The organism is Arthrobacter sp. USHLN218, assembly GCF_037144715.1.
Taxonomy (GTDB): Bacteria; Actinomycetota; Actinomycetes; order Actinomycetales; family Micrococcaceae; genus Crystallibacter.
In genome coordinates this window covers 38285-64611 of sequence record NZ_JBBCYT010000001.1, presented here as the reverse complement: position 1 = coordinate 64611, position 26327 = coordinate 38285, and the positions used below count along the sequence as shown (strand labels likewise).

Annotated in this window: 20 protein-coding genes; 10 read left to right on the top strand and 10 right to left on the bottom strand. The window is 68.8% G+C overall.

Going from position 1 to position 26327, the window contains the following annotated elements:
• Positions 1-43: 43 nt before the first annotated feature.
• Positions 44-1435: a flavin monoamine oxidase family protein gene (locus WFH44_RS00300; protein ID WP_336710799.1), complete on the bottom strand. Its 1392-nt coding sequence runs from the start codon at positions 1433-1435 to the stop codon at positions 44-46.
• Positions 1436-1596: 161 nt separating this feature from the next.
• Between WFH44_RS00300 and WFH44_RS00295 the strand changes: the two genes are divergently transcribed.
• Positions 1597-2274 (top strand): TetR/AcrR family transcriptional regulator, encoded by a 678-nt coding sequence (locus WFH44_RS00295; RefSeq protein ID WP_336710797.1) that lies wholly within the window; start codon positions 1597-1599, stop codon positions 2272-2274.
• Positions 2275-2307: 33 nt separating this feature from the next.
• Here the strand turns inward: WFH44_RS00295 and WFH44_RS00290 are convergent, their stop codons facing one another.
• From WFH44_RS00290 to WFH44_RS00275, 4 genes are read right to left on the bottom strand one after another with little or no spacing between them, the layout of a single operon-like run.
• On the bottom strand, positions 2308-3105 hold the full coding sequence (locus WFH44_RS00290; protein WP_336710795.1) for an ABC transporter permease: 798 nt from the start codon (positions 3103-3105) through the stop codon (positions 2308-2310).
• 19 nt (positions 3106-3124) lie between these two features.
• On the bottom strand, positions 3125-4099 hold the full coding sequence (locus WFH44_RS00285) for an ABC transporter permease (protein ID WP_336710794.1): 975 nt from the start codon (positions 4097-4099) through the stop codon (positions 3125-3127).
• Positions 4096-5274, bottom strand: coding sequence for an ABC transporter ATP-binding protein (locus WFH44_RS00280; RefSeq protein ID WP_336710792.1), 1179 nt, complete (start codon positions 5272-5274; stop codon positions 4096-4098). Before WFH44_RS00280 ends, WFH44_RS00285 begins: the two co-directional genes overlap by 4 nt.
• Positions 5274-6488 (bottom strand): polyamine ABC transporter substrate-binding protein, encoded by a 1215-nt coding sequence (locus WFH44_RS00275; RefSeq protein WP_336710790.1) that lies wholly within the window; start codon positions 6486-6488, stop codon positions 5274-5276. Before WFH44_RS00275 ends, WFH44_RS00280 begins: the two co-directional genes overlap by 1 nt.
• 221 nt (positions 6489-6709) lie before the next feature.
• On the opposite strand from WFH44_RS00275, the gene WFH44_RS00270 reads away from it, so the two are divergent.
• Together WFH44_RS00270 and WFH44_RS00265 are read left to right on the top strand one after the other, a co-directional pair.
• The gene (locus WFH44_RS00270; RefSeq protein ID WP_336710788.1) at positions 6710-7195 is read left to right on the top strand and encodes an Lrp/AsnC family transcriptional regulator; all 486 of its coding nucleotides are present in this window, start codon (positions 6710-6712) and stop codon (positions 7193-7195) included.
• On the top strand, positions 7192-8595 hold the full coding sequence (locus WFH44_RS00265; protein WP_336710787.1) for an aspartate aminotransferase family protein: 1404 nt from the start codon (positions 7192-7194) through the stop codon (positions 8593-8595). Before WFH44_RS00270 ends, WFH44_RS00265 begins: the two co-directional genes overlap by 4 nt.
• Before the next feature lie 118 nt (positions 8596-8713).
• Here the strand turns inward: WFH44_RS00265 and qcrA are convergent, their stop codons facing one another.
• Entirely contained in the window at positions 8714-9775 is a 1062-nt protein-coding gene (gene qcrA, locus WFH44_RS00260; RefSeq protein ID WP_336710785.1) for a cytochrome bc1 complex Rieske iron-sulfur subunit, read from the bottom strand.
• A 293-nt stretch (positions 9776-10068) separates the two neighbouring features.
• Between qcrA and WFH44_RS00255 the strand changes: the two genes are divergently transcribed.
• Both WFH44_RS00255 and WFH44_RS00250 read left to right on the top strand, forming a co-directional pair.
• Positions 10069-10710 (top strand): hypothetical protein, encoded by a 642-nt coding sequence (locus WFH44_RS00255; protein WP_336710783.1) that lies wholly within the window; start codon positions 10069-10071, stop codon positions 10708-10710.
• Positions 10707-13139: a multicopper oxidase domain-containing protein gene (locus WFH44_RS00250; protein WP_336710782.1), complete on the top strand. Its 2433-nt coding sequence runs from the start codon at positions 10707-10709 to the stop codon at positions 13137-13139. Before WFH44_RS00255 ends, WFH44_RS00250 begins: the two co-directional genes overlap by 4 nt.
• An 84-nt stretch (positions 13140-13223) precedes the next feature.
• Here WFH44_RS00250 and WFH44_RS00245 read toward each other — a convergent pair whose 3' ends face one another.
• Both WFH44_RS00245 and WFH44_RS00240 read right to left on the bottom strand, forming a co-directional pair.
• Positions 13224-14753, bottom strand: a complete 1530-nt coding sequence (locus WFH44_RS00245) for an ATP-binding protein (RefSeq protein WP_336710780.1) — start codon at positions 14751-14753, stop codon at positions 13224-13226.
• Between the two features lie 35 nt (positions 14754-14788).
• Entirely contained in the window at positions 14789-16399 is a 1611-nt protein-coding gene (locus tag WFH44_RS00240) for a PucR family transcriptional regulator (protein ID WP_336710779.1), read from the bottom strand.
• 131 nt (positions 16400-16530) lie between these two features.
• Between WFH44_RS00240 and WFH44_RS00235 the strand changes: the two genes are divergently transcribed.
• Together WFH44_RS00235 and WFH44_RS00230 are read left to right on the top strand one after the other, a co-directional pair.
• Positions 16531-18021, top strand: a complete 1491-nt coding sequence (locus tag WFH44_RS00235) for a CoA-acylating methylmalonate-semialdehyde dehydrogenase (protein WP_336710777.1) — start codon at positions 16531-16533, stop codon at positions 18019-18021.
• Between the two features lie 55 nt (positions 18022-18076).
• The gene (locus WFH44_RS00230; protein WP_336710776.1) at positions 18077-19456 is read left to right on the top strand and encodes an aspartate aminotransferase family protein; all 1380 of its coding nucleotides are present in this window, start codon (positions 18077-18079) and stop codon (positions 19454-19456) included.
• 65 nt (positions 19457-19521) lie between these two features.
• On the opposite strand, the gene WFH44_RS00225 is transcribed toward WFH44_RS00230, so the two are convergent.
• Positions 19522-20196 carry a TetR/AcrR family transcriptional regulator C-terminal domain-containing protein gene (locus tag WFH44_RS00225; protein ID WP_336710775.1) on the bottom strand — a complete coding sequence of 225 codons (675 nt, stop codon included), beginning with the start codon at positions 20194-20196 and terminating at the stop codon, positions 19522-19524.
• A 28-nt stretch (positions 20197-20224) separates the two neighbouring features.
• A complete protein-coding gene (locus tag WFH44_RS00220) occupies positions 20225-21430 on the bottom strand; it encodes an MFS transporter (RefSeq protein WP_336710774.1) in 1206 nt (401 codons plus the stop codon).
• A gap of 198 nt (positions 21431-21628) precedes the next feature.
• Here WFH44_RS00220 and WFH44_RS00215 point away from each other — a divergent pair, with 198 nt between their 5' ends.
• From WFH44_RS00215 to WFH44_RS00205, 3 genes are read left to right on the top strand one after another with little or no spacing between them, the layout of a single operon-like run.
• Positions 21629-23347 carry an amidohydrolase gene (locus WFH44_RS00215; RefSeq protein WP_336710772.1) on the top strand — a complete coding sequence of 573 codons (1719 nt, stop codon included), beginning with the start codon at positions 21629-21631 and terminating at the stop codon, positions 23345-23347.
• Positions 23344-24801, top strand: a complete 1458-nt coding sequence (locus WFH44_RS00210; RefSeq protein ID WP_336710771.1) for an NAD(P)/FAD-dependent oxidoreductase — start codon at positions 23344-23346, stop codon at positions 24799-24801. The genes WFH44_RS00215 and WFH44_RS00210 overlap by 4 nt, the downstream gene beginning before the upstream one ends.
• A 45-nt stretch (positions 24802-24846) precedes the next feature.
• Positions 24847-26325: a gamma-aminobutyraldehyde dehydrogenase gene (locus WFH44_RS00205; RefSeq protein ID WP_336710770.1), complete on the top strand. Its 1479-nt coding sequence runs from the start codon at positions 24847-24849 to the stop codon at positions 26323-26325.
• Positions 26326-26327 lie beyond the last annotated feature (2 nt).

The window sequence follows — 26327 nt, the reverse complement described above, 5'->3', positions numbered from 1 at the left end:
TGAAGATGCTGCCACTGTACCGCCGCAGGCGGCAGTACGCCCGTCAGCGGCGCGCGACGGCGGCTGCCCGGTCGGCGGCGACGATGCGGTCGGCCGTCTGCCGGCCCATCCGGATCGCGCCGTCGACATGCTGGTACCCCTCGGCGGCCAGGTCGGAACTCGACCAGTAGATGGGGCCGACCGGCTTGAGCTGGTCCGGCCCGTAGCGGTGCAGGCCGCCCAGGTCGTAGCTGGCGGCGTAGGCGCCGCGCGTCCACTCCTCCGAGCCCCAGTCGGATTCGTAGTAGACCTCGGGGTCCAGCGCCTCCGGGCCGAGGTAGCCGGCGATCGATTCGAGGATGCGCTGCCGGCGTTCGCCCGCGCTCAGCTCGAACACCGCGTCCGCCTTCTCGTCCGAGACGAAACCCACCAGCGTGCCGCGGTCGTCGCCGTCGTTGGTGTTGTCGTAGACCTCCTGCACCAGGGCGCCGGGACCGAAGCAGGTGCCCGAGAGCCCGTCCTTCCGCCAGAACGGCGTGCCGTACACGGCGTGGACCTTGATGACCAGGCCGAGCGACTGGTGCTGGTGCATCTGGTGCTGCCGGCGCGGCAACGGGGGTTCGAAGGACACGCGTGAGTAGAGGTTGGGCGGCACCGCCATGATGGCGTAGCGCGCCTGCACGGTCGCACGGTCCGAGACGGCGGTGACTGAAGTGCCTTCGCCGTTTTCGCCGCCCCACCGAAGCGTCCGTACGGGACTGTTGAGTACGACGTCGTTGCCCAGCTTTTCGGCGAGGCGTTCGGACACCTGCTGCATGCCTCCCGCGACGCGGCGGTCGAGGATGAAGTTGTCGTCGACGAGGTTGCTGAAGGAACCCGCGGACGCCGCCATCAGCACGGCCTGCAGGGCGGAAAAGGAGTGGGCGGGCTTGGTGAGCATGCCCCCGGCGATGAAGAGCCCGATGTTGTTGCAGGCCTCCTCGTCGGAAGACTGCCGGCGGAGCCAGTGGTGGAAGGAGACGGTGTCCAGCTCGCGGGCCAGCGGGTGCGTCCAGGGTGCCACGGGGCCCGCCTCGGCCGCGAGCGTATCCAGCAGGGCGATCAGCCGTTCCATCTCGGACTGCGTCTGCGCGCTGACCGGGAACATCTCGCCGGTGTAGCGGGTGCGGGTGCCATCCTCGGCGAGATACACCGAGTCGCCCTCGCGGTAGCGCTGGAAGGTCTCCAGGCCCAGTTCATCCAGCGTCTCCAGCAGCGCCGTCTGGTCCGGGGAGACCCACTGGCCGCCGATTTCCAGCATGGCGCCGTCGATGGTTTCGGTCCAGGTACGGCCGCCCACCCGGTCCCGGGCCTCGAGGACGGCCACGGAGAGCCCCTCCTGCTGCAAACGGCGGGCTGCGCTGAGGCCGGATGGTCCGGCACCGATGACGACGACGTCGCGTTCCATGTTGGTCATGGTCTCCACTCCTGCGGGGTCTAATAAATGAATGCTGTTCATTTACATCCATGGTAGCGGCATCTGCGGTCCGTGTGAAGACAGAACGTAGGATGAAGTCCGGGGCCCGGAGCCGGCGCCCGGAGAATCCGTACGCGTAGCCAATGGAGGAAACCGCAGGTATGGCAGTCGAGGCAGCATCCGGGGCGCACCGCCCGGCGGGAAGGCCAACGCAGAAGGTCCTGTCCAAGGAGCGCATCACGGCGGCGGCGCTGAAGCTCATCGAGGCCGGCGGCTACGAACGGCTGACCATGTCCGCGCTGGCCAAGTCGCTCCAGGTGGCCCCGTCCGCCCTGTACAACCATGTGGCCTCCAAACAGGATGTGCTGGTGCTGGTGCAGGACGACATCATCACCAGCATCGACGTCTCCGCCTTCGGGACCGAGCCGTGGGCGGCCGCGATCCGCCGCTGGGCATGGTCGTACCGGGACGTCTTCACCCGGCACACGCCGCTGATCCCGGTGATCGCGGTGCTGCCGGTCACCGGCGCGGGGCAGACCCTGGGGATGTACGAGACATTGACCGCTGCCTTCCTGGACGACGGCTGGCCGGAGCCGCTGGTCGTGCCGGCCATCGTGGCGCTCGAGTCCTTCATCTTCGGTTCCGCCTTCGACGTCACGGCACCGGCGGACATCTTCGAGTCCGGCGAACTCGCCGAGGCGAACCCGAAGTTCACGTCCGCTGTCCGCAGCCAGGACCTCGGCGCGGGCGGATCGGCCGCGGATGCGGCCTTCCGGCTCGGGCTGGAGGGACTGATCGTCGGGCTGCAGTCGCAGCGCGACGCCTGGGCCGCGCGCTGACCCCACCATTCGGCCTGCAGGCGGCCCCTCCGGCTAGCGGGCCGCGAGCAGCTTGGCCCGGCGGTTGGCCAGGACCTGTCCGCCGATAACCACCAGCAGGGCGACGATGAACATTGCCGAGCCGATGACGTTGGCCTGCGCCGGAATGCCCCTGGTCGCCGCGACGTAGATGAACTTCGGGAATGTGTCGACGTTGCCGGAGTTGAAGTTCGTGATGATGAAGTCGTCGAAGCTCATGGCGAACGCCAGCAGCGCGGCGGCGACGATGCCGGGCAGCAGCAGCGGGAAGGTCACCCGCCAGAAGGCCTGCATCGGCGAGGCGTAGAGGTCGGCGGCGGCCTCCTCGAGCTTGGGATCCAGGCTGGCGACGCGTGCCTTGACGGTCACCACGACGAACGAGATGCAGAACATCGTGTGGGCGATGATGATCGTGCCCATGCCCAGGTCCGCGCCGAGATTCAGGAACTGCGCCAGCAGCGACGCGCCCAGCACCACTTCCGGGGTGGCCAGCGGCAGGAAGATCAGCATGTTCGCGGTGGCGTTGAACCTGAAGCGGTACCGCACCAGCCCGATGGCGATGGCGGTTCCGAGGATCGTCGCCAGCAGGGTCGCCGTGGCGCCGATCTGCAGGCTGTTGCCGAGCGCCTGGCAGACCGCCGGGGCGCCGCAGGGATTCTGCCAGTTCTCCAGCGTGAAGCCGCGCCACGACAGGTTGGTCCGTCCGGCGTCGTTGAAGGAAAACGCGAAGACGTACGCGATGGGAACCAGCAGGAACAGGAACGCGAGCCCGCCGATGACCGGGACCAGCCAGCGTCCGATGGTTTGCCGCATGCCGCCTGACCTCCTTATCTCACAGTAGTTCTTTGGTGCCGAAGCGCCGGACGTAGAGCACGACCAGCACGAGGATCGCCAGCATCAGCACGAAGGACAGCGCGGAGGCGCCGGGATAGTCCACCACGCGGAAGAACCGGGAGTCGATGACCTGGCCGATCATGGTGGTGTCCTGGTTATTGCCCAGCAGGGCGGCGTTGATGTAGTCGCCCGACGCCGGGATGAAGGTCAGCAGGGTTCCGGCCATCACCCCGGGCATGGACAGCGGCAGCGTGACCGTCCGGAACGTCTGGAACGGGCTGGCGTACAGGTCCGTGCCGGCCTCGATCAGCCGGGTGTCCAGCCGCTCCAGGTTCGCGTAGATCGGCAGCGTCATGAAGGGCAGGAAGTTGTAGGTCAGGCCGCAGACCACGGCGAAGGCCGTGGCGGTCAGCCGGCCGTCCTCGGGCAGCAGGGCCAGCGCGCGCAGCACGGCCACTACCGGCCCTTCGTCGGCCAGGATCTGCTTCCAGGCCTGGGTGCGCAGGATGAAGCTGGTGAAGAACGGCGCGATGATCAGCACCAGCAGGATCCCCTGCAGCAGCTTCCGCCCCCGCAGCCGGACCGCCACCAGGTAGGCCATCGGGTAGCCGATCAGCAGCGCCGCAATCGTGGCGACCAGCGCGAAGGCGAAGGAGCGCAGCAGCTCCTGCCAGTAGGCGCCGAGCACGTCGGCATAGTTGCTGAACTGCAGCGCCGGCACGAACTGGCCGACATCCGCACCCGGCGGCTTGGCGTAGAGCGAGGTGGCCAGCAGCGAGAAGACCGGCAGCACGAAGAACAGCAGCATGAACGCGAAGCCGGGCAGGATCAGCCAGTAGCCCATCCGGCTGCGGCGGCGGTCCGCTCCGATTTCGCCGGCGCTGCGCGGGTCCTTCCCGCCTGGCCGGGCGGCTTTGCCGGGCAGGTCCTGTGCATCCCGGATCTTGCCATGGTTGCGGGCCAGCAGGCTCATGGCGCCGCGGTTTCCGCGGCCTCGGCCGCGCCGGCGCTGGAGTCCTCGCGGCCGTCCAGCCCGAAGGCGTGGGCCGTGTCCCAGCAGAGCACCACGTCATCGCCGGGCCGCGCCAACTGCTGGCCGTGGTTCTGCGAGAACACGCCCAGCCGCCCGACGCCGGGAACGTCCACCAGGTAATCGGTGCTGACGCCGGTGAACGACGTGTCCGCGACCCGGCCGTGCAGCATGTTGTCCGGGTCCCCCACGGAATCCTGCGGCCACATCATCTTCAGCTTCTCCGGCCGGATGCCGACCAGCACGCGGCCGTGGTGCGTGGCGGCCCGTTCCTTGAGCACCGTGAGCCGGTTGCCCCGGGCATGGACGACGACGGCGTCCCCGCGGTCCTCGACCACCTCACCGGGGACGAGATTGGACTTTCCCAGGAAGTTCGCGACGAAGGCCGTGCGCGGAAGCTCGTAGAGTTCCCGCGGTGCACCCATCTGCTCCACCCGGCCGGCGTTCATCACGGCAACGGTGTCCGCCATCGTCATGGCCTCTTCCTGGTCGTGCGTGACGTGCACGAAGGTCAGGCCGACCTCCAGCTGGATGTTCTTCAGCTCCACCTGCATCTGCCGGCGGAGCTTCATATCCAGGGCACCGAGCGGCTCGTCCAGCAGGAGCACGGCCGGCCGGTTCACGATGGCGCGGGCCAGGGCGACGCGCTGCTGCTGCCCGCCCGAGAGCTGGCCGGGACGGCGGGCGGCCAGATGGCCGAGCTCCACCAGTTCCAGGGCGCTTTTGGCCTGGGCCTCGGCGCCACGGATCTTGCGGCGCTTGAGCCCGAACGCCACGTTGTCCAGCACGCTCATGTGCGGGAACAGCGCGTAGTTCTGGAACACGGTGTTGACCGGCCGCTCGTGCGCCCCGGTGCGGGTGATGTCCCGGCCGCCGATGCTGAGCGTGCCGGAGGTGGGCTGCTCCAGCCCCGCCACCATGCGCAGCGTCGTGGTCTTGCCGCAGCCGGAGGGCCCGAGCAGCGCGAAGAACGAGCCCGCAGGTATGGTCAGGTCCAGTTCGTCTACGGCGACGAAGTCGGCGAACCGCTTCGTCACCGAATCCAGCACGAGGTCGGCTCCCCCGCTGTCCCGGCCCGCCGCCGTCGTTGTTTCCTCCGCAAGGTGTTCCTGGACCATCAATTGCCGATCGCTTTCTGGAACCGGTCGCTGAAGTCGGTCTCCTCTTCCGCGGACAGGGTGCGCAGCACGTGCGCGTTGGCGAGGAAGTCGTCCGTGGGGAAGATCAGCGGGTTCTCCACCAGCTGAGGATCGATGGCCTCCATGGCCTCGCGGGCACCCTCGACGGGGCAGATGTAGTTCACGTACGCGGCCACGGTGGCGGCGTTCTTCGGGTCGTAGTAGTAGTCCATCAGCGCTTCGGCGTTGGCCTTGTGCGGCGAGCCGACCGGGACCATCAGGTTGTCCGACCAGAGCGTGCCGCCGGCGTCCGGCAGTGCGAACTCCCACTTGTCGCCCTCTTCGAAGTTCAGCTGCGTGATGTCGCCGGACCAGGCAATGACCGCGAGTGCGTCCCCGGAGATCAGGTCCTCCTTGTAGGAGTTGCCCTTGACCTGGCGGATCTGGCCGTCCGAGATCTGCTTGCTGAGGACGTCCAGCGCGCTGTCGAATTCGGCGGTGCCCCACTGGCCGGAGATGTCCACTCCGTTGTCCAGCATCAGCAGGCCCATGGTGTCGCGCATTTCGTCCAGCACCTCCACGCGGCCCTTGAGCTCCGGCTTCCAGAGGTCCGACACCGTACGCAGGCCGCCGGGGACGGCCTGCTTGTTCCACGCGATGCCGGCGAAACCGGACTGCCAGGTCAGCGAGTGCTTGCGGCCGGGATCGAAGTCCACGTTCCGGAGCGTCTCCAGAAGGTTCTTGGAATTGGGGATGTTGCCGAGGTCCAGCTCCTGTGTGTAGCCGAGGCGGATTAGCCGGGCGGCCATCCAATCCGTGAGCGTGATGATGTCCTGGCCGATGTCCTGGCCGGCCGCGAGCTGCGCCTGGACCTTGCCGAAGTAGGTGTCGTTGCCGTCGATGTCTTCGGAGTAGTTGGCCTCGATGCCGCTGGACGTGGAAAAGGCCTCCAGCGACGGGTACTTCTGCGCCTTGTCGTCGTAGTCCAGGTAGAGGGTCCAGTTGGCCCAGTTGACCACCTTGTCGGTATCCGACTGGTCCACGGCGGCAGTGGGGCTCCCGCCCTCGGCGGGCGTGCCGGTGCCGCCCGTTCCGCAGGCCGCCAGCAGGCCGCCCAACGTCAAGGCACCGGTGCCCATGAGCACGTTGCGGCGCGAGAGCTGGGCGGATACCAGGCGGCGCAGGCGGGGGTCGTCAGGTAGGCGCTGTGGCATGTGGGCTCCTGGTCAGAGGCGGATGCTGTTGTGCCGTCGATACTGGCAGACCCCCCGCGCCCAGACAAGGTTTTCAGTTGTAAATTTTTTGTTACCCAACTGATCTCATTGTCGAATTCACGGTTTACCACTGGTTCCGCAGCCGGGGGTCTTGCGCAAGCCGGCGCCAGCGACTTCAATAGCAGCATTCCCACGAAGCCTTCGAAGGAGGTGGAACTCCCTTGAGCACCCAGCATGGCGGCGGCGCCGCTCCCGGGGCGGTCGGCCCGATCGACGACGTCTCCAAGGCGATCATCGAGCAGTTGCAGGAAGACGGGCGGCGGTCCTACGCCAACATCGGCAAGGCCGTCGGGCTCTCCGAGGCTGCCGTGCGGCAGCGGGTCCAGAAGCTGACCGACAGCGGCGTGATGCAGATCGTCGCCGTGACGGACCCCCTGCAGCTCGGCTTCTCGCGCCAGGCGATGCTGGGAATCAAGGCCGACGACGATCTGGTGGCCGTTGCCGACAGGATCGCGGCTCTGAACCAGGTGGACTACTGCCTGGTCACCGCCGGTTCCTTCGACATCCTGGCCGAAGTGATCTGCGCGAACGACGACGACCTGCTGCGGCTCATCACCAAAATCCGCGGAATCGACGGCGTTCTCAGCACGGAAACGTTCATGTACCTCTCCCTGCGGAAGCAGGAATACAACTGGGGAACCCGATGACTCAAACCAGCACCGAACGCACCTACAGCACTCCGCGCGGCACCGACCGCCAGCAGGCGGCGCGCGACCATTTGTGGATGCACATGGCCCGCCACTCCAACCTGGCCGCCGGCGGCACCGTGCCCGTCATTACCCGCGGCGAGGGCCACCTGATCTACGACGACCAGGGCCGGGAGTATATCGACGGCCTTGCCGGGCTCTTCGTGGTCCAGGTGGGCCACGGGCGCGAGGAGCTTGCGCAGGCTGCGGCCCGACAGGCCCGCGAGCTGGCGTTCATGCCGCTCTGGTCCTACGCACACCCGGCCGCCATCGACCTGTCCGAGCGGCTGGCGCACCACGCCCCCGGCGACCTGAACCGCGTCTTCTTCACCACGGGCGGCGGCGAGGCAGTGGAGACGGCGTGGAAGCTGGCCAAACAGTACTTCAGGCTGCAGGGCAAGCCGAACAAGACCAAGGTCATCTCCCGCGCGGTGGCCTACCACGGCACCCCGCAGGGGGCGCTGTCCATCACCGGCATCCCGGACATGAAGACCCCGTTCGAACCGCTCGTGCCCGGCGCCTTCCGGGTCCCGAACACCAACCAGTACCGCGCACCTGCTGGGCTCGAGGACCCGGAGGCCTTCGGCCGCTGGGCCGCGGACCGGATCGGCGAGGCCATCGAGTTCGAGGGACCTGATACCGTCGCCGCCGTGTTCCTGGAGCCGGTGCAGAACTCCGGCGGCTGCTTCCCGCCGCCGCCCGGCTACTTCAAGCGCGTGCGCGAGATCTGCGACGAGTACGACGTCCTGCTGGTATCGGACGAGGTGATCTGCGCCTTCGGCCGGATCGGCTCCATGTTCGCCAGCGACGACTTCGGCTACGTCCCGGACATGATCACCTGCGCCAAGGGCATGACCAGCGGCTACTCCCCGATCGGCGCCATGATCGCTTCGGACCGGCTGTTCGAACCGTTCAAGAACGGGGACACGACGTTCTACCACGGCTACACCTTCGGCGGGCACCCGGTCTCCGCCGCCGTCGCCATGGAAAACCTGGACATCTTCGAGCGCGAGGGCCTCAACAACCACGTGAAGCAGAACGCGCCGCTGTTCCGCGCCACGCTGGAAAAGCTGCGGGACCTGCCGATCGTCGGAGACGTACGCGGCGAGGGTTACTTCTATGGCATCGAACTGGTCAAGGACAAGGCCACCAAGGAGACCTTCACGGACGAGGAATCGGAGCGGCTGCTCCGCGGCTACCTGTCCAACGCACTATTCGACGCCGGCCTCTACTGCCGTGCAGACGACCGCGGGGACCCCGTGGTCCAGCTCGCTCCCCCGCTCACCATCGGGCCCCGGGAGTTCGACCAGATCGAGCAGATCCTCCGCTCCGTCCTGACGGAAGGCCTGAACCACCTGTAGCGGTCCAACCCGTCCCCGGTCCATTCGGCAAGGGACCGGGGACGTCGGGTTGGTGGCGGCAGGAGGAGCCCGGACATGAGAAGAGCCGAACATGGAGGACCGATGGTCCTTCGAAGGTCTAGCGGCCGGATTCCTTTTCCACCAGGGCCCGCTCCCAGAAGCTCGGGCCGACGGGTTCGTGGAAGTCGCTCCGGGCGACCAGGTAACCCTCGCTGTTCACGGTGATCGGCAGCTGCGGCAGAGGTCGGGACGCCGGGCCGAAGATCACCTTGCATTGTTGCGTCACGTCGAAGGTGGACTGGTGGCAGGGGCAGAGCAGGTGGTGGGTCTGCTGCTCGTACAGCGCCACCGGGCAGCCGACGTGCGTGCAGATCTTGGAATAGGCAACGATGCCGTTGTAGGCCCAGTCCTCCCGGCCGGGACTGGGATGCAGGTCCTCCGGGTTCAGGCGCATGAGCAGGACCACGGACTTGGCCTTTTCGTCGAGCTTGCCTTCATGCAGTTCGTTCAGGCCTTCGGGAATGACATGGAAGGCCGAGCCGAAGGTCACGTCCGCGGCTTTGATGGGGGTGCCCTCGGGGTCGCGTGCGAGGCGCGTCCCTTCCTTCCACAGGGTATGTCCCAGGACGGCGGGGTCGAGGTTCTTGGACAGGTCCCGCAAGATGCCGATGGGCGGCAGGATGGCCAGCACCCCGGCACCGATGAGGGTGTAGCGGATCAGCCGGCGGCGCTTGATGCCCGACTCCGAGATGATCTCGCTGACCATCGTTTCCGCAATCTGGCGGTCCTCCTCGGTGCGGACTGCATGCCGTTCTTCGGCGATTTCGTGGTCGGGCATCAGGGTCTTCGCCCAGTGCACGACGCCGACCCCGATCCCAAGCATGGCGAATGCTGTACCCATACCGAGCAGGAAGTTCTGCAGGCGCAGCGTGGAAATCGTGGTGGATTCATCCAACGGGATGGCAAAATATCCGAAGAAGAAAAGCAGGGTACCGATGACGGAGATGACGAAGAGAATTGCAACCTGCCGCTCGGCACGATTGGCGGCCCGGGGATCCTTATCGGCAAGGCGCGGGCGATGGGGAGGCAATCCAGGATCCTGGAACTTCTCTACTTGGCCCTGGCCAGCCTTGGCAACGCTGTCGGAGGTGGTCGGGTCGCCGTGACTATGGTCGCCCATGATCTCTCTCATCCTTCGCAGAGATTCTGTATACGACTCTAAGAGTGCGCCTGTGTTATTTCAATGGTTTTCCCGGCGCCCCGGGCGAACGGCCTCGGCGTTCATCGCCGGCGCATTATATGAAGCAGTCGGTGAACAAGGCTTTTTCAAGATTTCTTCGCCAGCATGATCGGGACCAGCCAATCGGGGGAAAGGCAGTCCCAGCCATGTCACGGGTTCATGCAGCAGAGGCACATCACACAGCAACTGAACCGCAGGGAAATGCGGAAGGTTCCACCGCGCGCGGGGGGCCGGTGCTCACCCGGCGGCAGCTCGGGCTGCTGTTCGGTGGCGGCGCGGCCGTCATCATCGGCGGCGCCAGCTTCGGCGTCGTCGCCAAGAGCGTCCAGCATGGGCAGACCGAAGCGGACACCGCATTCGGCTCCCTGCGGCTGCTCCGCGCGGCCCGACTGGCCCGGCTCTCGGCGGACGGTTCGCCGTCGCCGCTGGTCGGACGGGTGGCATTGGCGCGCATGTCCGGCCAACCCGTGACGGCGGCCGGTGCGGGGATCGGTGTAGCCGTGCCCGCAGCGGCGGCAGGACACGGCGGGCACGGCGGCGCCATACCGGGGCTGCGCTGGCCGCAACCGGAGAACCACACCTGGGGCGACGTCGTGCTGCTGGACCTGGAAGTCCACAACGCCGGGCCGGGACCCGTGCCGTTCTCGCCCGGCCAGCTGCGGCTGCGGCCGTCCAGCAGCGACGCCAGCATCAGCCTGCAGGACGCCGGCCGGGATGCCGGACCGCTGGCGCCGGGCGTGCCCGAACGGCTGTGGGTCAGCTTCCTGGCACCGGAGTCGGCCGGGCGCTTCCTGGTCGAATTTACCGACCCGCTGCAAGACACCGCCGTGGAACTGCGCGTGCCCGAACTCGTCACCCTGATGGAGCACTCATGAAGACCTTGGACATCCATATCAACGACGGCTACCTGCCGATGGTCGACGGCTCGCTGGTCTACCACCGCGGCTACGGCGAACGGCGGACCTCCACCACGGACCCGAAACCGGCCCTGGCGCTGAGCCCGCACGTCTTCACCCGGAACGGGGAAGTGGTGAAAAGCCGGCACTATCCGCTGGACGCCGAAGTGCCGCCGCTGGGCCGGCCGGAACCGGCGTACAAGGACCCGTTCAATCCGGGCGAATACCTGGTCCACAAGGAGTTCTGGGCCAGCATCTACCCGGAACGCGGACTCATCGCCGAGACCGGCAGCACCATCCGGATCCGGGTCACGAACCACCTGGCCGAAGAGCATGCGCTGCAGTTCCTCGACGTGGGCGGTCCGGGGAACCACGAGGGCACCGGCAGCATCCCGCCGGGCGGGTCCAAACTGCTGGAGTTCGAGGCGCCGGCGCCGGGAACGTACGTCTACTGCGATCCGGGCGGCGACGACGACGACCCGATGGCCGATCCCGTCCAGCGCATCCTCGGGCTTTACGGCGCGCTGCTGGTCACTAACCCGGACCATGCCTGGCGGCTACAGCCGGACGGCCCGGAGTTCGAACGGCAGTGGCTCTGGATCCTGCACAACGTCGATCCGCAGTGGGCGCGCCTGGCCTCACGGGGCCAGGAGGTCGACCCGGACAAGACGCCGGCATTCCCGCGCTACTTCACCCTGAACGGGCGCTCCGGCTTCCAATCCCTGGCGGTAAGCACCGACAAGGCGCTGAACGAGGAACGCGAAGAGGACTCGCTGATGTCCGGTTCGGCCCGCTCGATCGACGTGCGCAACTTCAGCCAGCAGGGCACCGCGGACACCGTGCGGACCGGCCAGCTGATGCGCTTCGTCAACGCGGGCGTGGTGCACCACCAGCTGCACTTCCACGGCAACCACATCTGGACCGTGCGGCGCAACGGCACGTTCTTTCCGCGCGGCGGCGGCTTCATCGACGACGAGGGCCACATCGTGCTGCAGCAGTGGGAAGACGTGGTGGAGGTCCATCCCCTCGACCGCAAGGACTCCGTGCTTCCGGTCCGCCGGCCACCGGAGGCCACGGACCAGATCTGGGACGCCCGTGCCGGCGACTGGGACTATCCGATGCACTGCCACGCCGAACCGTCGCAGATCGCCCGCGGCGGCATGTATCCCGGCGGACTCGTGGGGCACTGGACCGTGGCCGAGCCGGCCAACGTCCCGGAGCCGCCCGGCCCCGTGACCCCGCCGCCCGGCCCCGACGGAGACCGGCCCCGGCCCCTCACCGCGAAACCAGGCACCGCCATCAGGCCACCCGGCCACAAGCTCTACCGCACCCAGGTCGACTTCAGCTCCGACCAGATCCATGAAGGCAGCCCGAAGACGGAGTTCCTGCTCAAGGCGGACCGCAAGGAAGAGTTCGATTTCTTCAACCGCAAGATGAAATTCGACGACGGCGCCGAGCACGAGATGTGGACGTTCGAGACGGAGAACTCCGGCCGGATCTTCCCCGCCCCGCTGATCCGGCTCACCGAGGGCCAACTGTTCCACGGTACGGTCAAGCCGAGCAAGAAGGTCCACACCATCCACTGGCACGGAATGGAACCCGACCCCCGCAACGACGGCGTCGGCCACACCTCCTTCGAGGTCTCCGGACACTACACCTACCAGTGGCGGCCGGAGAAGGGCCGGCCCGGCAATCCGAACTTCGGCGCCTCCGGCACGTACTTCTACCACTGCCATGTCAACACCACGCTGCACGTGCAGATGGGCATGTTCGGGCCGCTGATCATCGACCCGCACGTGCATCCGAAATACCCGGTCAGCAAAGGTGCCCGGCGCGCGTTCGTCGACGGTCCGGAGTACGACATCGCCACGGAAACCATCCTGGTCCCGTATTCCCTCGACCCCCGGTGGCACGAACTGAACCACGCCGCGGGGCTCTCCGGCGAAGACGTCGGGCTGGACAACTTCCGGCCGAAGCACTTCTACCTGCTCGGCGGCAACCTCGCCGCGCGGCCCAAGAAGGAAGGCCCGCTGCTGCTGTCCGCGATGAAGGCCAACGTCGAAGGCAACGGCCGCAAGCCCACCCTGCTGCGCCTGCTCAACGCCAACTACTACCCCGTCGACGTCCGCTTCTCCGACATGGCCGGCAACCCGGTGCGCATGGCCGAACTCATCTCCCATGACGGCAGGGCCCTCCGGGACACCTCCGACCCCACCGGCCCGTCCCTGCCCGTCGGCGAGACGGACAGCCCGCTGATCACGTCGCTGCTGAACTTCGGCGCCGCCGAACGCTACGACATGCTGCTCCGGCCCCCGAAGTCGGGCAAGTACAAGCTCACCGTGGAGCTCAAGCACTGGATCACCGAGGCGGTGCTGTTCAGACGGGAGATCATCGTCACCGCGAGCTAGCAGTGCTGCGGGCGGCGGTCCGGCGCCGCCCGCAGGTACCCGGATCCATCATGCTGCCCTCCGCCGGCCGTCTGTAGGCCGCTATTACCCCGGAAGCCCGGTTTCGCCTTCCGCCTGGTAGGTGGCAAAGCCCCTGGGCATCCCCGTACCGGGAGGCGTTGGTGCCAGGCCGGGGCCGGGATACGGCGGCGCGAATCCGCCGAAGCCGTCCTCGTCCAATCCTCCAGGTCCGTCCCCTTCCGGGCTGCTGCCGAGCAGGCTGCGGGCCAACAGGGCGTTGTCCGCCATCAGGTCGTCCACGGCGGTGCGCAGGTGGGCGTCCCCGGGTTCCGAGCCGTCCAAAGCGGCGGCCAGGGCCGTGCGCCGGACGAGTTCCTTGGTGAAGGAGGCGGTGGTTCCGGCGGTCCGCTCGGCGGCATCGGCGATGCCTTCGCGGCTTAGGGCCAGTTCGCGGCCGTACAGCCCGAGCAGTGCCGCGCGTTCGGCGGTTCCCGGCAGCGGGATCTCGACTGCCAGGTCCACGCGGCCGGGGCGCTGCGCGAGCGCCCGCTCCAGCATGTCGACGCGGTTGGTGGTGAGCAGGAAGGTCACGTCCGCGTCGTCGTCGAGTCCGTCCATGGCGTCCAGCACCTCGAACAGCAGCGGCTGCGGGCCGTGGCCGAAGCTCCGGTCCTCGGCGATCAGGTCGCAGTCCTCGAGGATCACCATCGACGGCTGGAGCGCCCGTGCCATGCGCGCAGCTTCGGAGATGAAGGCGAGGGACCCGCCGGAGAGGATGATCGCCGTCGTTCCCGCACTGCGGCTGAGCAGGTAGCGGACCGTATGGGTCTTGCCGGTGCCGGGCGGTCCATAGAGCAGGATTCCCCGCTTGAGGTGCTGGCCGAGCCGCCTGAGCGCGTCCCGGTGCTCGGCGATGCCGACGGCGTGCCGGGCGATCCGGTCCATCACGCCCTGGGGCAGGATGACGTCTGCGTCCGTCAGGTCCGGCCGTTCATGGAAGGTCACGCCGGCGCCACTGGAGCCGAAGTCATCCATCGCCAGGGAGACGACCTGTCCCTTGAGCACGCTGAAGGTCTGCATCCGCGAGCGCAGCTCCGCCAGGAGACCCGCGCCCGCCTCCGGCTCCGCCGACAGCACCTCCAGCTGCGCCGCCTCCCGGCCGTAGCGCGGGCTGGCCTCGCGCTGGAGCACGGCCACCGGCGAGCCGCCGCGCTTGAAGAGCCAGACACCGAGGGCGATGGTCTGCCGCTGTTCGCTGGGGCCCACGGCCGAGTTGGAGTAGTCCGGCTGCGCCAGCGGGAACTGAGCGTAGAGCTGCGCGTGCTGGAGCATGTCGCTCAACGCGGCGTGGTGCCGGTGGTCCCCGCCGCCGATCCCGACGAGCCGGTGCCCCGGGTCCTCCCCGGCGAGGCCTGCCAGCAGGATGTCTGCGTCCACGTACCGGTGCCTCGGAATCTCCTCTACGACCACCGGCAGCTCGTGTGCGGGCACGCCGAGGTGCGCGGTGAGGACGTCTATAAGCTGCTCGCCCTTCCGGAACCGGTGGGCACCGGACTGGGCCAGCTGCACCAGCTCGGCGAAATGGTCCATGAACTTGCCCAGTTCCTCGGTCATGGCACCGACCCTACCAGTGGGTAGGGACGGTTCCGCTAGAGCCCCTGCAGCCTGTGGACCAGCAGCGCCACGTGCAGCGATGTCCGGGATTCGGCGTCGTCAAGCCGCACCCCCAGCCGCTGTTCCAGCCGCGCCAGCCGGGCGTACAGCGTGGGCCGGCTCAGGTACCCGCTGCGGGCCAGTTCCGACTTGTTGCCGCCGCTCTCGAGGTACCGCTGCAGCAGGTCCAGGTCCCCGCCGTCGTTCCCGGACTCCAGCACCCCGGCCAGTTCGGCCTCCACGAAGGTCTGCACGCGCGGATCGTGCCGCAGCAGCGTGAGCAGGCCGCGCAGCCGGACGTCGGTCGAGCGGTAGAAGCGCTTGGCGCCGGCGGGCAGCGTGCTCGCGGTCTCGGCGACCTGGCCGGCTTCGTCGAGCCCGGCCGCCGCCTGCAGCAGCCGGGCGTGCGGGCGGCCCACTCCCGCGGTCCAGCGCAGGTCTTCGGCGGCGGCGGCGGACCGGTCGGCCAGCTCGCCGCAGATGCGTTCCAGCACGGAATCCTCCAGCTGCCGCGCGGGCAGGGCCAGCAGCACGGCAACCGAGCCGGTCTGCAGGCTGGCCGCCAGCGCCGCGTTCCGCGAGGAGGCCAGCACCCGGTTGACCAGTTCCAGCAGGGCGCGCTCCCGGCGCTGCAGGGCGATGGGCTCCTCGGCGGAGGCATGGTCCAGTCGCAGCACCACGGGCACGTAGAGCGGGGCCGGAGGCAGCCCGAGGGCCGCGGCACGGGTCAGTGCCTCCGCCTCGTCCAGCGAACGCCGCTGGCGCAGCTCGTGCAGCAGGCCGGCCTGCGCCTGATGGCCCAGTTCGCGCTGGTCCCGCTCCGCCATCCGGTTGATGGTCAGCGCCTGCCCGGCCCGCTCCAGCACCATCGCCGCCTCCGCCTCGTCGCCCAGCAGGCCCGGCACCACGAGCCGGCCCCAGCGCTGGCCGCGCAGCCCCACCGGCGTCTGCAGCCAGCCCTCGTCGCCCGTACGCGCGGTCTCCTCGCGGAAGTGCGCGGCCCGGGACCGGCGCTTCCAGTCCGCCAGCAGGTCCCCCGGTGCGGTGCCGGCGGGGTCGAAGGCAAGGACCAGATGGGCGACGTCCTCGAGCACGACGGCGGACTGGATCAGCTGCGCTGTGCGCGCGACGATCTCCTCCGGCGAGGCGCTTTCGAGGCTGAGCATGGTGAAGACCTCGTGCACCTCGCGGGCCTTCTCCACCCGTTCCAGCTGGGCGGCGACGATCAGCCGGTGCACCACCTCGGTCACTTCCACGAACCTGACGCGCTGAGTCACCAGCACCACGGGCAGCGCCGCATCGCGGGCGGCCTGCCGCAGGGCGGCTGCGGCCTCGGGACGGTCCGCGGTGATTTCGACGACGACGCCGGCGGCCCCCAGTGCGGCCAGCTCACCGAGGTAGCGGGCGGCTTCGGCGGCGGACGTGCCGAAGCCGAGGCCGGTGGTCAGGACCAGCTCTCCGCCTTCCAGCAGGCCCACGAGGCTCTTCAGTTCAGCGACGTGGACCCAGCGGACGGGGTCTTGCAGCCGGCCGGTCCCGGCCAGCACCTCCGGCCGGCCGGACGCCAGCGGTGGCAGGCGCAGGATGCGTTCGAGCGTGAGATGCATTGACACAGTGTAAGCGGAACGGCTGTTCTTTATACAGCCTGGCAATGGTGCTGGCGCCCCGGAAGGAGCACGATGGAGTCAGCGGCAGGCCACCGGCCGGCTTCACCAGCGAACCACCAGGAGTTTCCTTTATGCAGACCATCCAGCACTGGATCAACGGCGCCTATGCCTCCCCCGCCGACAGCCGCCACGCGGACGTCACCAACCCCGCCACCGGCAAAGTCTCCGGCCGCGTCGCGCTGGCGAGCGCCGCCGTCGTTAATGAGGCAGTGGCCGCAGCCGCGGATGCCTTCCCGGCCTGGCGCGACACCTCGCTCGCCCGGCGGGTCCAGATCCTGTTCAACTTCCGCGAGCTGCTCAACGCCCGCAAGGGCGAGCTCGCCGCCATCATCACCTCCGAGCACGGCAAGGTCCTCGACGACGCCCTCGGCGAGGTCAGCCGCGGCCAGGAAGTCGTGGAGTTCGCGTGCGGCATCCCGCACCTGCTCAAGGGCGGCTACACGGAGAACGCTTCGACGAAGGTGGACGTGCACTCGATCCGCCAGCCGGTCGGCCCGGTGGCGATCATCAGCCCGTTCAACTTCCCGGCCATGGTCCCGATGTGGTTCTTCCCGGTCGCCATCGCCACCGGCAACACCGTAGTGGTCAAGCCGAGCGAGAAGGACCCGACCGCCGTGAACTGGGTCGCCGAACTGTGGAAGGAAGCCGGCCTGCCGGACGGCGTCTTCAACGTGGTGCACGGCGACAAGGAGGCCGTCGACACTCTGCTGGAGCACCCGGAGATCAAGTCGGTCTCCTTCGTCGGCTCCACCCCGATCGCGAAATACGTCTACGAGAAGGGCACCGCCGCCGGCAAGCGCGTGCAGGCCCTGGGCGGCGCGAAGAACCACATGATCGTGCTGCCGGACGCGGACCTGGACCTGGCCGCCGACGCCGCCGTCAGCGCCGGCTACGGCTCCGCGGGCGAACGCTGCATGGCCATCTCGGCGCTGGTCGCCGTGGGCGGGATCGCCGACGAGCTGGTCGCCAAGATCGCCGAGCGCACCCGCACGCTGCGGATCGGCGACGGCCTGCGCGGCACCGACATGGGCCCGCTGGTCACCAAGGCGCACCGGGAGAAGGTGGCCGGGTACATCGAGGCCGGCGAGGCGTCGGGTGCCACCGTGGTGCTGGACGGCCGGCAGGTGAAGGCGGACGCGGAAGGCGACGGCTTCTTCCTCGGCCCGACCCTTTTCGACAACGTCACCCCGGATATGTCCGTCTACACCGACGAGATCTTCGGCCCGGTCCTCTCCGTGGTCCGCACCGAGACCTACGACGAGGCGCTGGCCCTGATCAACGCCAACCCGTACGGCAACGGCACGGCGATTTTCACCAACGACGGCGGTGCCGCCCGGCGCTTCGAGAACGAGGTCGAGGTGGGTATGGTGGGCATCAACGTGCCGATCCCGGTGCCGATGGCGTACTACTCGTTCGGCGGCTGGAAGAACTCGCTCTTCGGCGACAGCCATGCGCACGGCGCCGAGGGCGTGCACTTCTTCACCCGCGGCAAGGTCGTCACCACGCGCTGGCTGGACCCGAGCCACGGCGGGCTGAACCTCGGGTTCCCGCAGAACGCCTGAGGCAGCGCACCGAAGCCCGCCATTGAAGCCGTCGTTGTTCGAAAAGGAGACTTGAATGACCACCACCGCAGCGCACACCGGCACCGAGGTCAGCGAGGCCGAGCTCGAGGCCGGCCGGCGCGCCTACGAGCTGGACCGCAAGCACGTATTCCACTCCTGGTCCGCCCAGGAGCAGATCAAGCCCATGACCATCGTCCGCGCCGAGGGTTCCTACGTCTGGGACGGCGAGGGCAGCAAGCTGCTGGACTTCTCCTCACAGCTGGTCAACACCAACATCGGCCACCAGCACCCGAAGGTCGTCGCGGCGATCCAGGAGCAGGCCGGCAAGCTGTGCACCGTCGCCCCGCAGCACGTCAATGACGCGCGGTCCGAGGCGGCGCGGCTGATCGCCGAGCTGACGCCGGGCGAACTGGACAAGATCTTCTTCACCAACGGCGGCGCGGACGCGGTGGAGCACGCCATCCGGATGGCCCGGCTGCACACGGGCCGGTACAAGGTGCTCTCGGCCTACCGTTCCTACCACGGCGGCACCGCGCTGGCCGTCAACGTGACCGGGGACCCGCGGCGCATCGCCAACGACTACGGCAACGCCGGAACGGTGCATTTCCACGCACCGTTCCTGTACCGCTCGCAGTTCCACTCCGCCAGCGAGGCCGAGGAAACCCAGCGCGCGCTGGAGCATCTGGAAACGACCATCCAGCTCGAAGGCGCCGACCGCTTCGCGGCGATCATCCTGGAGTCCATCCCGGGCACCGCCGGCATCATGGTGCCGCCGCCGGGCTACATCCAGGGCGTGCGCGAGCTGGCGACCAAGTACGGGATCATGTTCATCGCGGACGAGGTCATGGCCGGGTTCGGCCGCTCGGGCAAGTGGTTCGCCATCAACCACTTCGACGTGGTGCCGGACCTGATGACCTTCGCCAAGGGCGTGAACTCGGGCTACGTCCCGCTCGGCGGCGTGGCCATGTCCCCCGAGATCTACGCGACGTTCGCGGACCGGGCCTACCCGGGCGGACTGACCTACTCGGGCCACCCGCTGGCCTGCGCGGCCGCCGTCGCAACGATCAATGCGATGCGCGACGAGCAGATGGTGGAGCACGCCGCGGACCTGGGCGAAACCGTCTTCGGGCCGGGGCTGGCCGAGCTGGCCGCCAAGCACCCCTCCATCGGCGAGGTCCGCGGCGTGGGCGCGTTCTGGGCGATCGAGCTGGTCAAGAACCGGCAGACCCGGGAGCCGCTCGCGGCGTACGGCGGTTCCAGCCCGGCGATGAATGAGCTGATCGGCGCCTGCAAGTCCCGCGGGCTCCTGCCGTTCGCCAACTTCAACCGCATCCACGTGGTCCCGCCGCTGAACATTTCGGCGGAGGACGCCCGGGCCGGCCTGGCCATCCTGGACGCCGCGCTCGAAACGGCGGACAAGCACGCCGAGGGCTGAGGCTGACGAACACCCGCACGTAGGCGGGGCCGGCAGAGTTGTTGCTGCCGGCCCCGCCGCTTGCTTTAACCCGGCAGCCGGGCCTCGATCCCGTCGAGCAGCAGGTCGAGGGCGAAGGCGAAGTTCTCCTCGTCGCTGATTCCCGGCATGGCGGCCGCGGAGGCCGCCGCGTTGGGGAACCGGTCGGCCGGCGCCTGCGCGTAGGCCTCGGCCCAGGCCCGGTTGTCCGCCTCGGACTTTTCGCCCAGGGACTTCAACGCGGCGCCGAAGCCGGTCCAGGCCAGCATGAAGTCGGCGCAGGCGCGGTAGATCCGGACTGCGTCGTCCCGGCCGAAGCCGGCCTGGCGGAGCGTGGACAGCATGGTTTCGATGAATTGCATCTCGGATTCCTGCCGGGTCACCCGAACCGCGGCCAGGGCGGCCACCTGCGGGTGGGCTAGGTAGGCGCGGCGTCCCCGGACAACCAGGTCCTTAATGGTGTCCCGCCACGAGGGCCCCGGCTCGAAGTCCCGCAGGGCATCCCCGATCAGCCGGTCGGCCAGCGCCAGCAGCAGCTCATCCTTGTCCTTGAAGTGCCGGTACAACGCGGTGGGGTCGGCGCCGAGCAGCTGTCCTATGCGGCGGAATGTCAGTGCCGAGCCGCCCGCTTCGTCGGCCAGCTGCAGGCAGGCGTCGACGATGACCTCGCGCGAGAGTCCCTTGGCGCGCTGCCGCGGGGCGCTCGTCCCGGTCCCTGCCATTGCCTCCACCCCCCTGTCAGCCGGTGCGTCACTCCACTGTAGCCGCGGCCGGCTCGTGGCCCGGGGCGGCTTCGGGCAGTTCCCCGCCGCGTTCGGAGACGCCGCTGCGGCGGGAGATGGCGAAGAGCAGGGCGCCGAACGCGAGGCTCGGGACGGCGATCACCAGCCCGAGGACCTGGGGGCCGGCCACGCCGACCAAGTTGCCGCCGATGACCGGCCCCAGTGCGACTCCGACAATGTAGACGCCCATGACCAGCGTTGCGACCCGGCCGGACAGGTCCATCCGGGCGGCCAGGCCGAAGACCAAAGCCAGCACGGCGCCGTACATCGTGCCGGCCAGCACGATTCCCGCGGACAGGATGGCCGCCGAGGTGGCGGTGAGGACGGCGTACTTGCACACTGAGCCGACCGTGATGATGAGGATGATGGCCAGGGACCGGCCCAGCAGTCTCAGCGCCAGCGGCGAGGCGAGCGCGCCGAGGAGTCCGCCGACCACGCTGAGCGAGATCACGAACGAGATGCTGTCCAGGGTCATCCCGGCACTGTCCATGCCGATCACGCCGGAGATCGCGTAGACGAGGTCTTCAGTCATGCTCCAGAGCCCGAAGACCAGGGCCAGGACAACGGCCTTGGCGCCGGCTCCCTTCCCGGCGGCCGGCCTGTGCGCGGCCTCGATGGGCAGGTTGGGCAGTCCGCTGGCGGCGGGCAGCCCAACCAGTCCCAACGCTGCCAGGATCGCCAGGATGTTCCGCAGGTCGCTGCCGAGCAGCGGAACGACGGCCAGCAGGGCAGCCGCGGCCAGCCGGTTGACGATCATCACCGTATTGACGGTCTTGTCCGGGTCGCGGGTGGCCGAGGAGGCCGCCGTCGCCGTTGCCACCACGATGCCGGCGCCGATGCCGCCCAGCACGACTCCCGCCACCACCGCGACAGCGGTCAGGGCTACTGCGCCGAGGCCGAATCCGGCCGCCATGGCCAGCAGGCCGATCCGGGCCATCTTCGGCCGGTCCCCCTTGGCCACCAGCTTATTGGTGGCGAATATGCCGGTGGCGGTGCCTAGGGACATGGCCGTCGCGAGGGCGGAAGCCGACGCCACCGACATACCGAGATCGGCAATGAGAGCGCCAATGAGGACGGGAACCAGGTTGGCGGCGAGCAGTGCCAGGACCCAGGTTCCAAGAAAGCCGATGACGACTTTGGGCGTGAGTGCGGCCAAGGGCGCGGAAGATGGCATCGAAGGTCCTCGTGTCGAAGGATCGGACATCATTGTCAACAATGTTGACTGAACCCTTCCATAGACGGCATCGCCCGACAACCCAAAATGAATGTGATTCAAATCACTACACGAATCGGAGTCAACGCTGTTGACACCCGGCGCGCGTTTGAGTTCGATAAGTGACACCATCCACATTCATCACGAAAGCAGGACACTGTGGGCGCAGACTGGATCTTCCACTCCGGCCGGATCTTTGACGGGCGGCAGCTCCATCCCACGGCCACGGCCGTGGCGGTGGCGGATGGGCGGATCGCCGCCGTCGGCAGCGACGCCGAGGTCCGCGCGGCGGCCGGCACGGCCGCCGAAACCGTGGACCTCGCCGGCCGGCTGCTCACGCCGGGCTTCACCGACGCCCACGTGCACGCTGTTTACGGCGGCGTGGAACGGCTCGGCTGCGACCTTTCCGAACTATCCGGGCTGGATGCGGTGCTGGATCGTGTCCGGACGTATGCGGCATCCACCGACCGGCCGTGGATCGCCGGCGGCGGCTGGCACAAGGCCGATTTTCCCGGCGGCTACCCCACCCGCGGCCTGCTCGATGCCATCGTGTCCGACCGGCCCGTCTACCTCATCAACGCGGACCACCACAGCGCCTGGGTCAACTCCCGGGCGCTGGAACTGGCCGGAGTGGATGCGGCCACGCCGGACCCCGAGGACGGCTGGGTCGAACGCGAGGCCGACGGCCGCCCCGCCGGCACGCTGCATGAGGGGGCGATGGACCTGGTCAACTGCTTCCTTCCGCCCGTCACAGCCGAGGACCTCGAGGCGGGGCTGCTCGAAGCCCAGCGCTACCTCCATTCGGTCGGCGTGACCGGCTGGCAGGAGGCGATCCTGGGCGACTATGCCGGCTACCCGGACGCCAGCAGCATCTACCGCAGCCTGGCCCGACGCGGCCTCCTGACCGGGCGGGCGTCCGGAGCGCTCTGGGTGCCGCGGAGCACCACGACGGAGAACGTCGCGGAGCTGGTCGCGGACTTCAACGAACGACGGCGGAGCAACAGCGAGGCGGGATTCAGCACTACCAGCGCCAAGATCATGGTCGACGGCGTGCCCGAGAACCGTACCGCCGCGATGCTCGATCCGTACCTGCGCCCCTGCCGCTGCGGAGACCCGGACGGCCCGGGCGGCCACGCCGTCCAGGCCAAGGAGGACGACACCCGCGGCCTGCTGTACCTGCCCGAGGAGGTGCTCAATAAGGTCTCCGCGGCGCTGGACGCCGCCGGCTTCGACCTGCACATGCATGTGATCGGCGACCGGGCCGTGCGCCGGGGCCTGGACGCCGTCGAACACCTGAGGGCCGGCAATCCGCGCACGCCGGGAGGCTTCCGCGGGCGGCACCACATGGCCCACCTGCAGATCGTCCATCCGCAGGATGTCGCCCGCTTTGCCGCCCTCGAGGTCACCGTCAACGCGCAGGCGCTCTGGGCCTGCAACGACGACCAGATGCTGCAGATGACGGTGCCGCTGATTGGTGACACCCGGGCGGGCTGGCAGTATCCGTTCCACTCACTGCTGGCCGGCGGTGCCCGGATGGCGATGGGTTCCGACTGGCCTGTCTCTACGCCGGATCCCTGGCAGGCCATCCACGTTGCAGTCAACCGCGCCCACCCGGCCCACCCCGACGCGCCGCCGCTCCTTCCCTCCGAGGCGGTCACGCTGCAGACCGCGCTCTCCGCCTACACCGCGGGTTCGGCCTGGCTGAACCGGCATGACGACGGCGGCGCGATCCTCCCGGGCCTGGCCGCCGATCTGGTGGTCCTGGATGTGGATCCGTTCCTCCTCGACCAGGCCGACCTCCACACCGTCGGCACGGCCCTGACGATGGCGAACGGCCAGGTCGTCCACGCCCGTACCCGTTCCGGGGCCGTCGCGTGAACGGGCCCGGCAGCCCGAGCCGGACGGTCTACGAGCTGGCCGAACGGCAGATCCCGGACAGCCGCATCGCCGCAGCCCTGGCAAACGCCCGGAGGGAATCCTTCTGGCTGGACGACCCGGCCCGGCCGGAGCCGTTGCCTGCGCTGGCGGGCGCAGCGCGAACGGACCTTGCCGTTGTGGGCGGCGGTTATTCCGGACTCTGGACCGCGCTGCTTGCCAAGGAACGGAACCCGGACCGCCGCGTGCTGCTGCTCGAAGGGCGGCGGATCGGCTGGGCCGCCTCCGGCCGCAATGGCGGGTTCTGCGAGGCGAGCCTCACCCATGGTGATGCCAACGGGGAGAAGCACCTGCCCGGGGAGGCCGCCCGGCTGCGCGGACTCGGCCGGGAGAACCTTGAGCAGATTGCTGCCGCGGTGGAGGAGTACGGCATCGACTGCGGCTTCGAATGGACCGGCACACTCACTGTGGCGACCGCCGACCACCAGGTCCAGTGGCTCCGCGACGAAGAGGGACAGGACCCGGATGTCCTCTTCCTGGACCAGGAGGCCGTCCGCAAGGAAGTCGGCTCACCGCTCTACCGCGCCGGCCTGTGGGACAAGAAGAGCACGGCGATGCTCAACCCGGCCCGGCTGGCCTGGGGGCTGCAGCGGGCCTGCCTGGCTGCCGGTGTCGAAATCTTCGAAAACAGCCCGGTGCGGGGCCTGCGGAAATCCGGGACCGCCGTCGAACTCCGCACCGACCGCGGAACGGTCGCGGCGGACCGGGTCGCGCTGGCCACCAACGTGTTTCCCTCGCTGCTCAAGCGAACGCGCCTGCACACGGTTCCGGTCTACGACTATGCCCTGATGACGGAGCCGCTGACCCCGGAGCAGCTGCGCGCGATCGGCTGGCACAACCGGCAGGGCCTGGCGGACCTGGACAACCGCTTCCACTACTACCGCCTGGCCACCGATCCCGCCGGCGGAACCCGCATCCTGTTCGGCGGCTACGACGCGGTCTACCACTACGGGCGCCGCCTGCGGCGGGACTACGAGCAGCGCGACGCCACGTTCACCCGCCTGGCCGCGCATTTCTTCGCCACCTTTCCGCAGCTCGGGGACGTGAAGTTCAGCCACCGGTGGGGCGGCGCCATCGACACATGCAGCCGCTTTTTCCCGTTCTTCGCAACGGCCTGCGGGGGCCGGGTCTCGTTCGCCGCCGGCTACACCGGGCTCGGCGTGGGCGCCACGCGCTTCGGAGCGAACGTCATGCTCGACCTGCTCGCCGGGACGCCGACCGAACGCACCCGGCTGGCGATGGTGCGGCGCCGGCCGCTCCCCTTCCCGCCGGAGCCCCTCGCGTGGCTGGGCATCAAGGCAACGACGGCGGCGCTCGTCCGTGCGGACCGGAACCAGGGCCGCCGCGGCCCGTGGCTCAAGGCGATGGATTCCATCGGCATGGGCTTCGACTCCTGAACCATTTCCGCTACCGGGAATTCCTTACTGAAAGGCAACTGCCCCATGCACCAGTTCATTGACGGCGGCTTCCGCGAAGGCCGCGGCGACGAGGCCAAGCGGATCAATCCGGCGACCGGCGAGACCGCTGAAACCATCCGCTATGCGTCCACCGAGGATGTTGACCAGGCCGTCGCCGCCGCCGCGCGGGCCTTTTCCGCCTGGTCCCGCCTGGCTCCGGGCGAGCGGTCGCAGGCGATCCACAAGCTTGCGGCCGAGCTGGAGCTCCGCGCAGGCGAACTCGCGGCCGTCGAGAGCGCGCAAACGGGGAAGTCAATCCGGCTCGCGCAGGAGTTCGACGTCCCCGGCACCGTGGACAACGCGTCCTTCTTCGCCGGCGCCGCCCGGCAGCTGCAGGGGCTGGCCGCCGGCGAATACGGGGCAGGCGGAACCTCAATGATCCGGCGCGAGCCAATCGGCGTGGTCGGCTCCATCGCGCCATGGAACTACCCGCTGCAAATGGCCGCCTGGAAGATCCTGCCCGCCATCGCCGCGGGCAACACGATTGTCCTGAAGCCCTCCGAGCTCACGCCGGGGACCTCGCTGCTCTTCGCCGAGGCCGCCAAGGCGGCAGGCATCCCCGACGGCGTCATCAACATCGTCACCGGCCCCGGGCGCGGGGTCGGCGAGCACCTGGTCACGCACCGGGACGTAGCCATGACCTCCTTCACCGGTTCCACCGCGGTAGGCCGGCGGATCATGGAGCTGGCTTCCCGGTCGGCCAAGCGTGTGCACCTGGAGCTGGGCGGCAAGGCGCCGTTCCTGGTCTTCGACGACGCCGATGTCGAAGCTGCCGCGCATGGCGCCGTCGCCGGGGCGATCATCAACGGCGGCCAGGACTGCACCGCAGCGACCCGCGCCTACATCCAGCGGCCGCTGTTCGAGGCGTTCACCGCGCGCGTCGCGGAGCTCATGGACCAGGTGGTCGTCGGCGACCCGACGGACGACGACACCGATCTGGGCGCACTCATCACGCACGCCCACCGGGACAAGGTGGCCGGCTTCGTGGAGCGGGCCCGCGGTCACGGTGCCCGGGTCCTTGCCGGCGGCGCCGCGCCCGCCGGCGAGCTGGCGGCGGGCGCGTACTACCGGCCGACGCTGATAGTGGACGCGGCGCAGGACTCCGAAATCGTGCAGGACGAAGTCTTCGGCCCGGTGCTTGCGGCCCTGCCGTTCAATACCGACGACGAGGGCCTGGCGCTGGCCAATGACACCCCGTACGGGCTCGCCGCCTCCGCCTGGACCCGGGACCTTGATCGTTCCCTGCGCGCGAGCGCCGAGATCCAGGCTGGCTGCGTCTGGATCAACGACCACATCCCGATCGTCTCCGAGCTGCCCCACGGGGGCTACAAGGCCTCAGGGTTCGGCAAGGACATGTCCGCCTACTCCTTCGAGGAATACACGAACATCAAGCACGTCATGCTGGGCCGGGACGGCAGCACCCACAAGGGCTGGCAGGACACCGTCTTCCGCCTCCGCCCCTGACC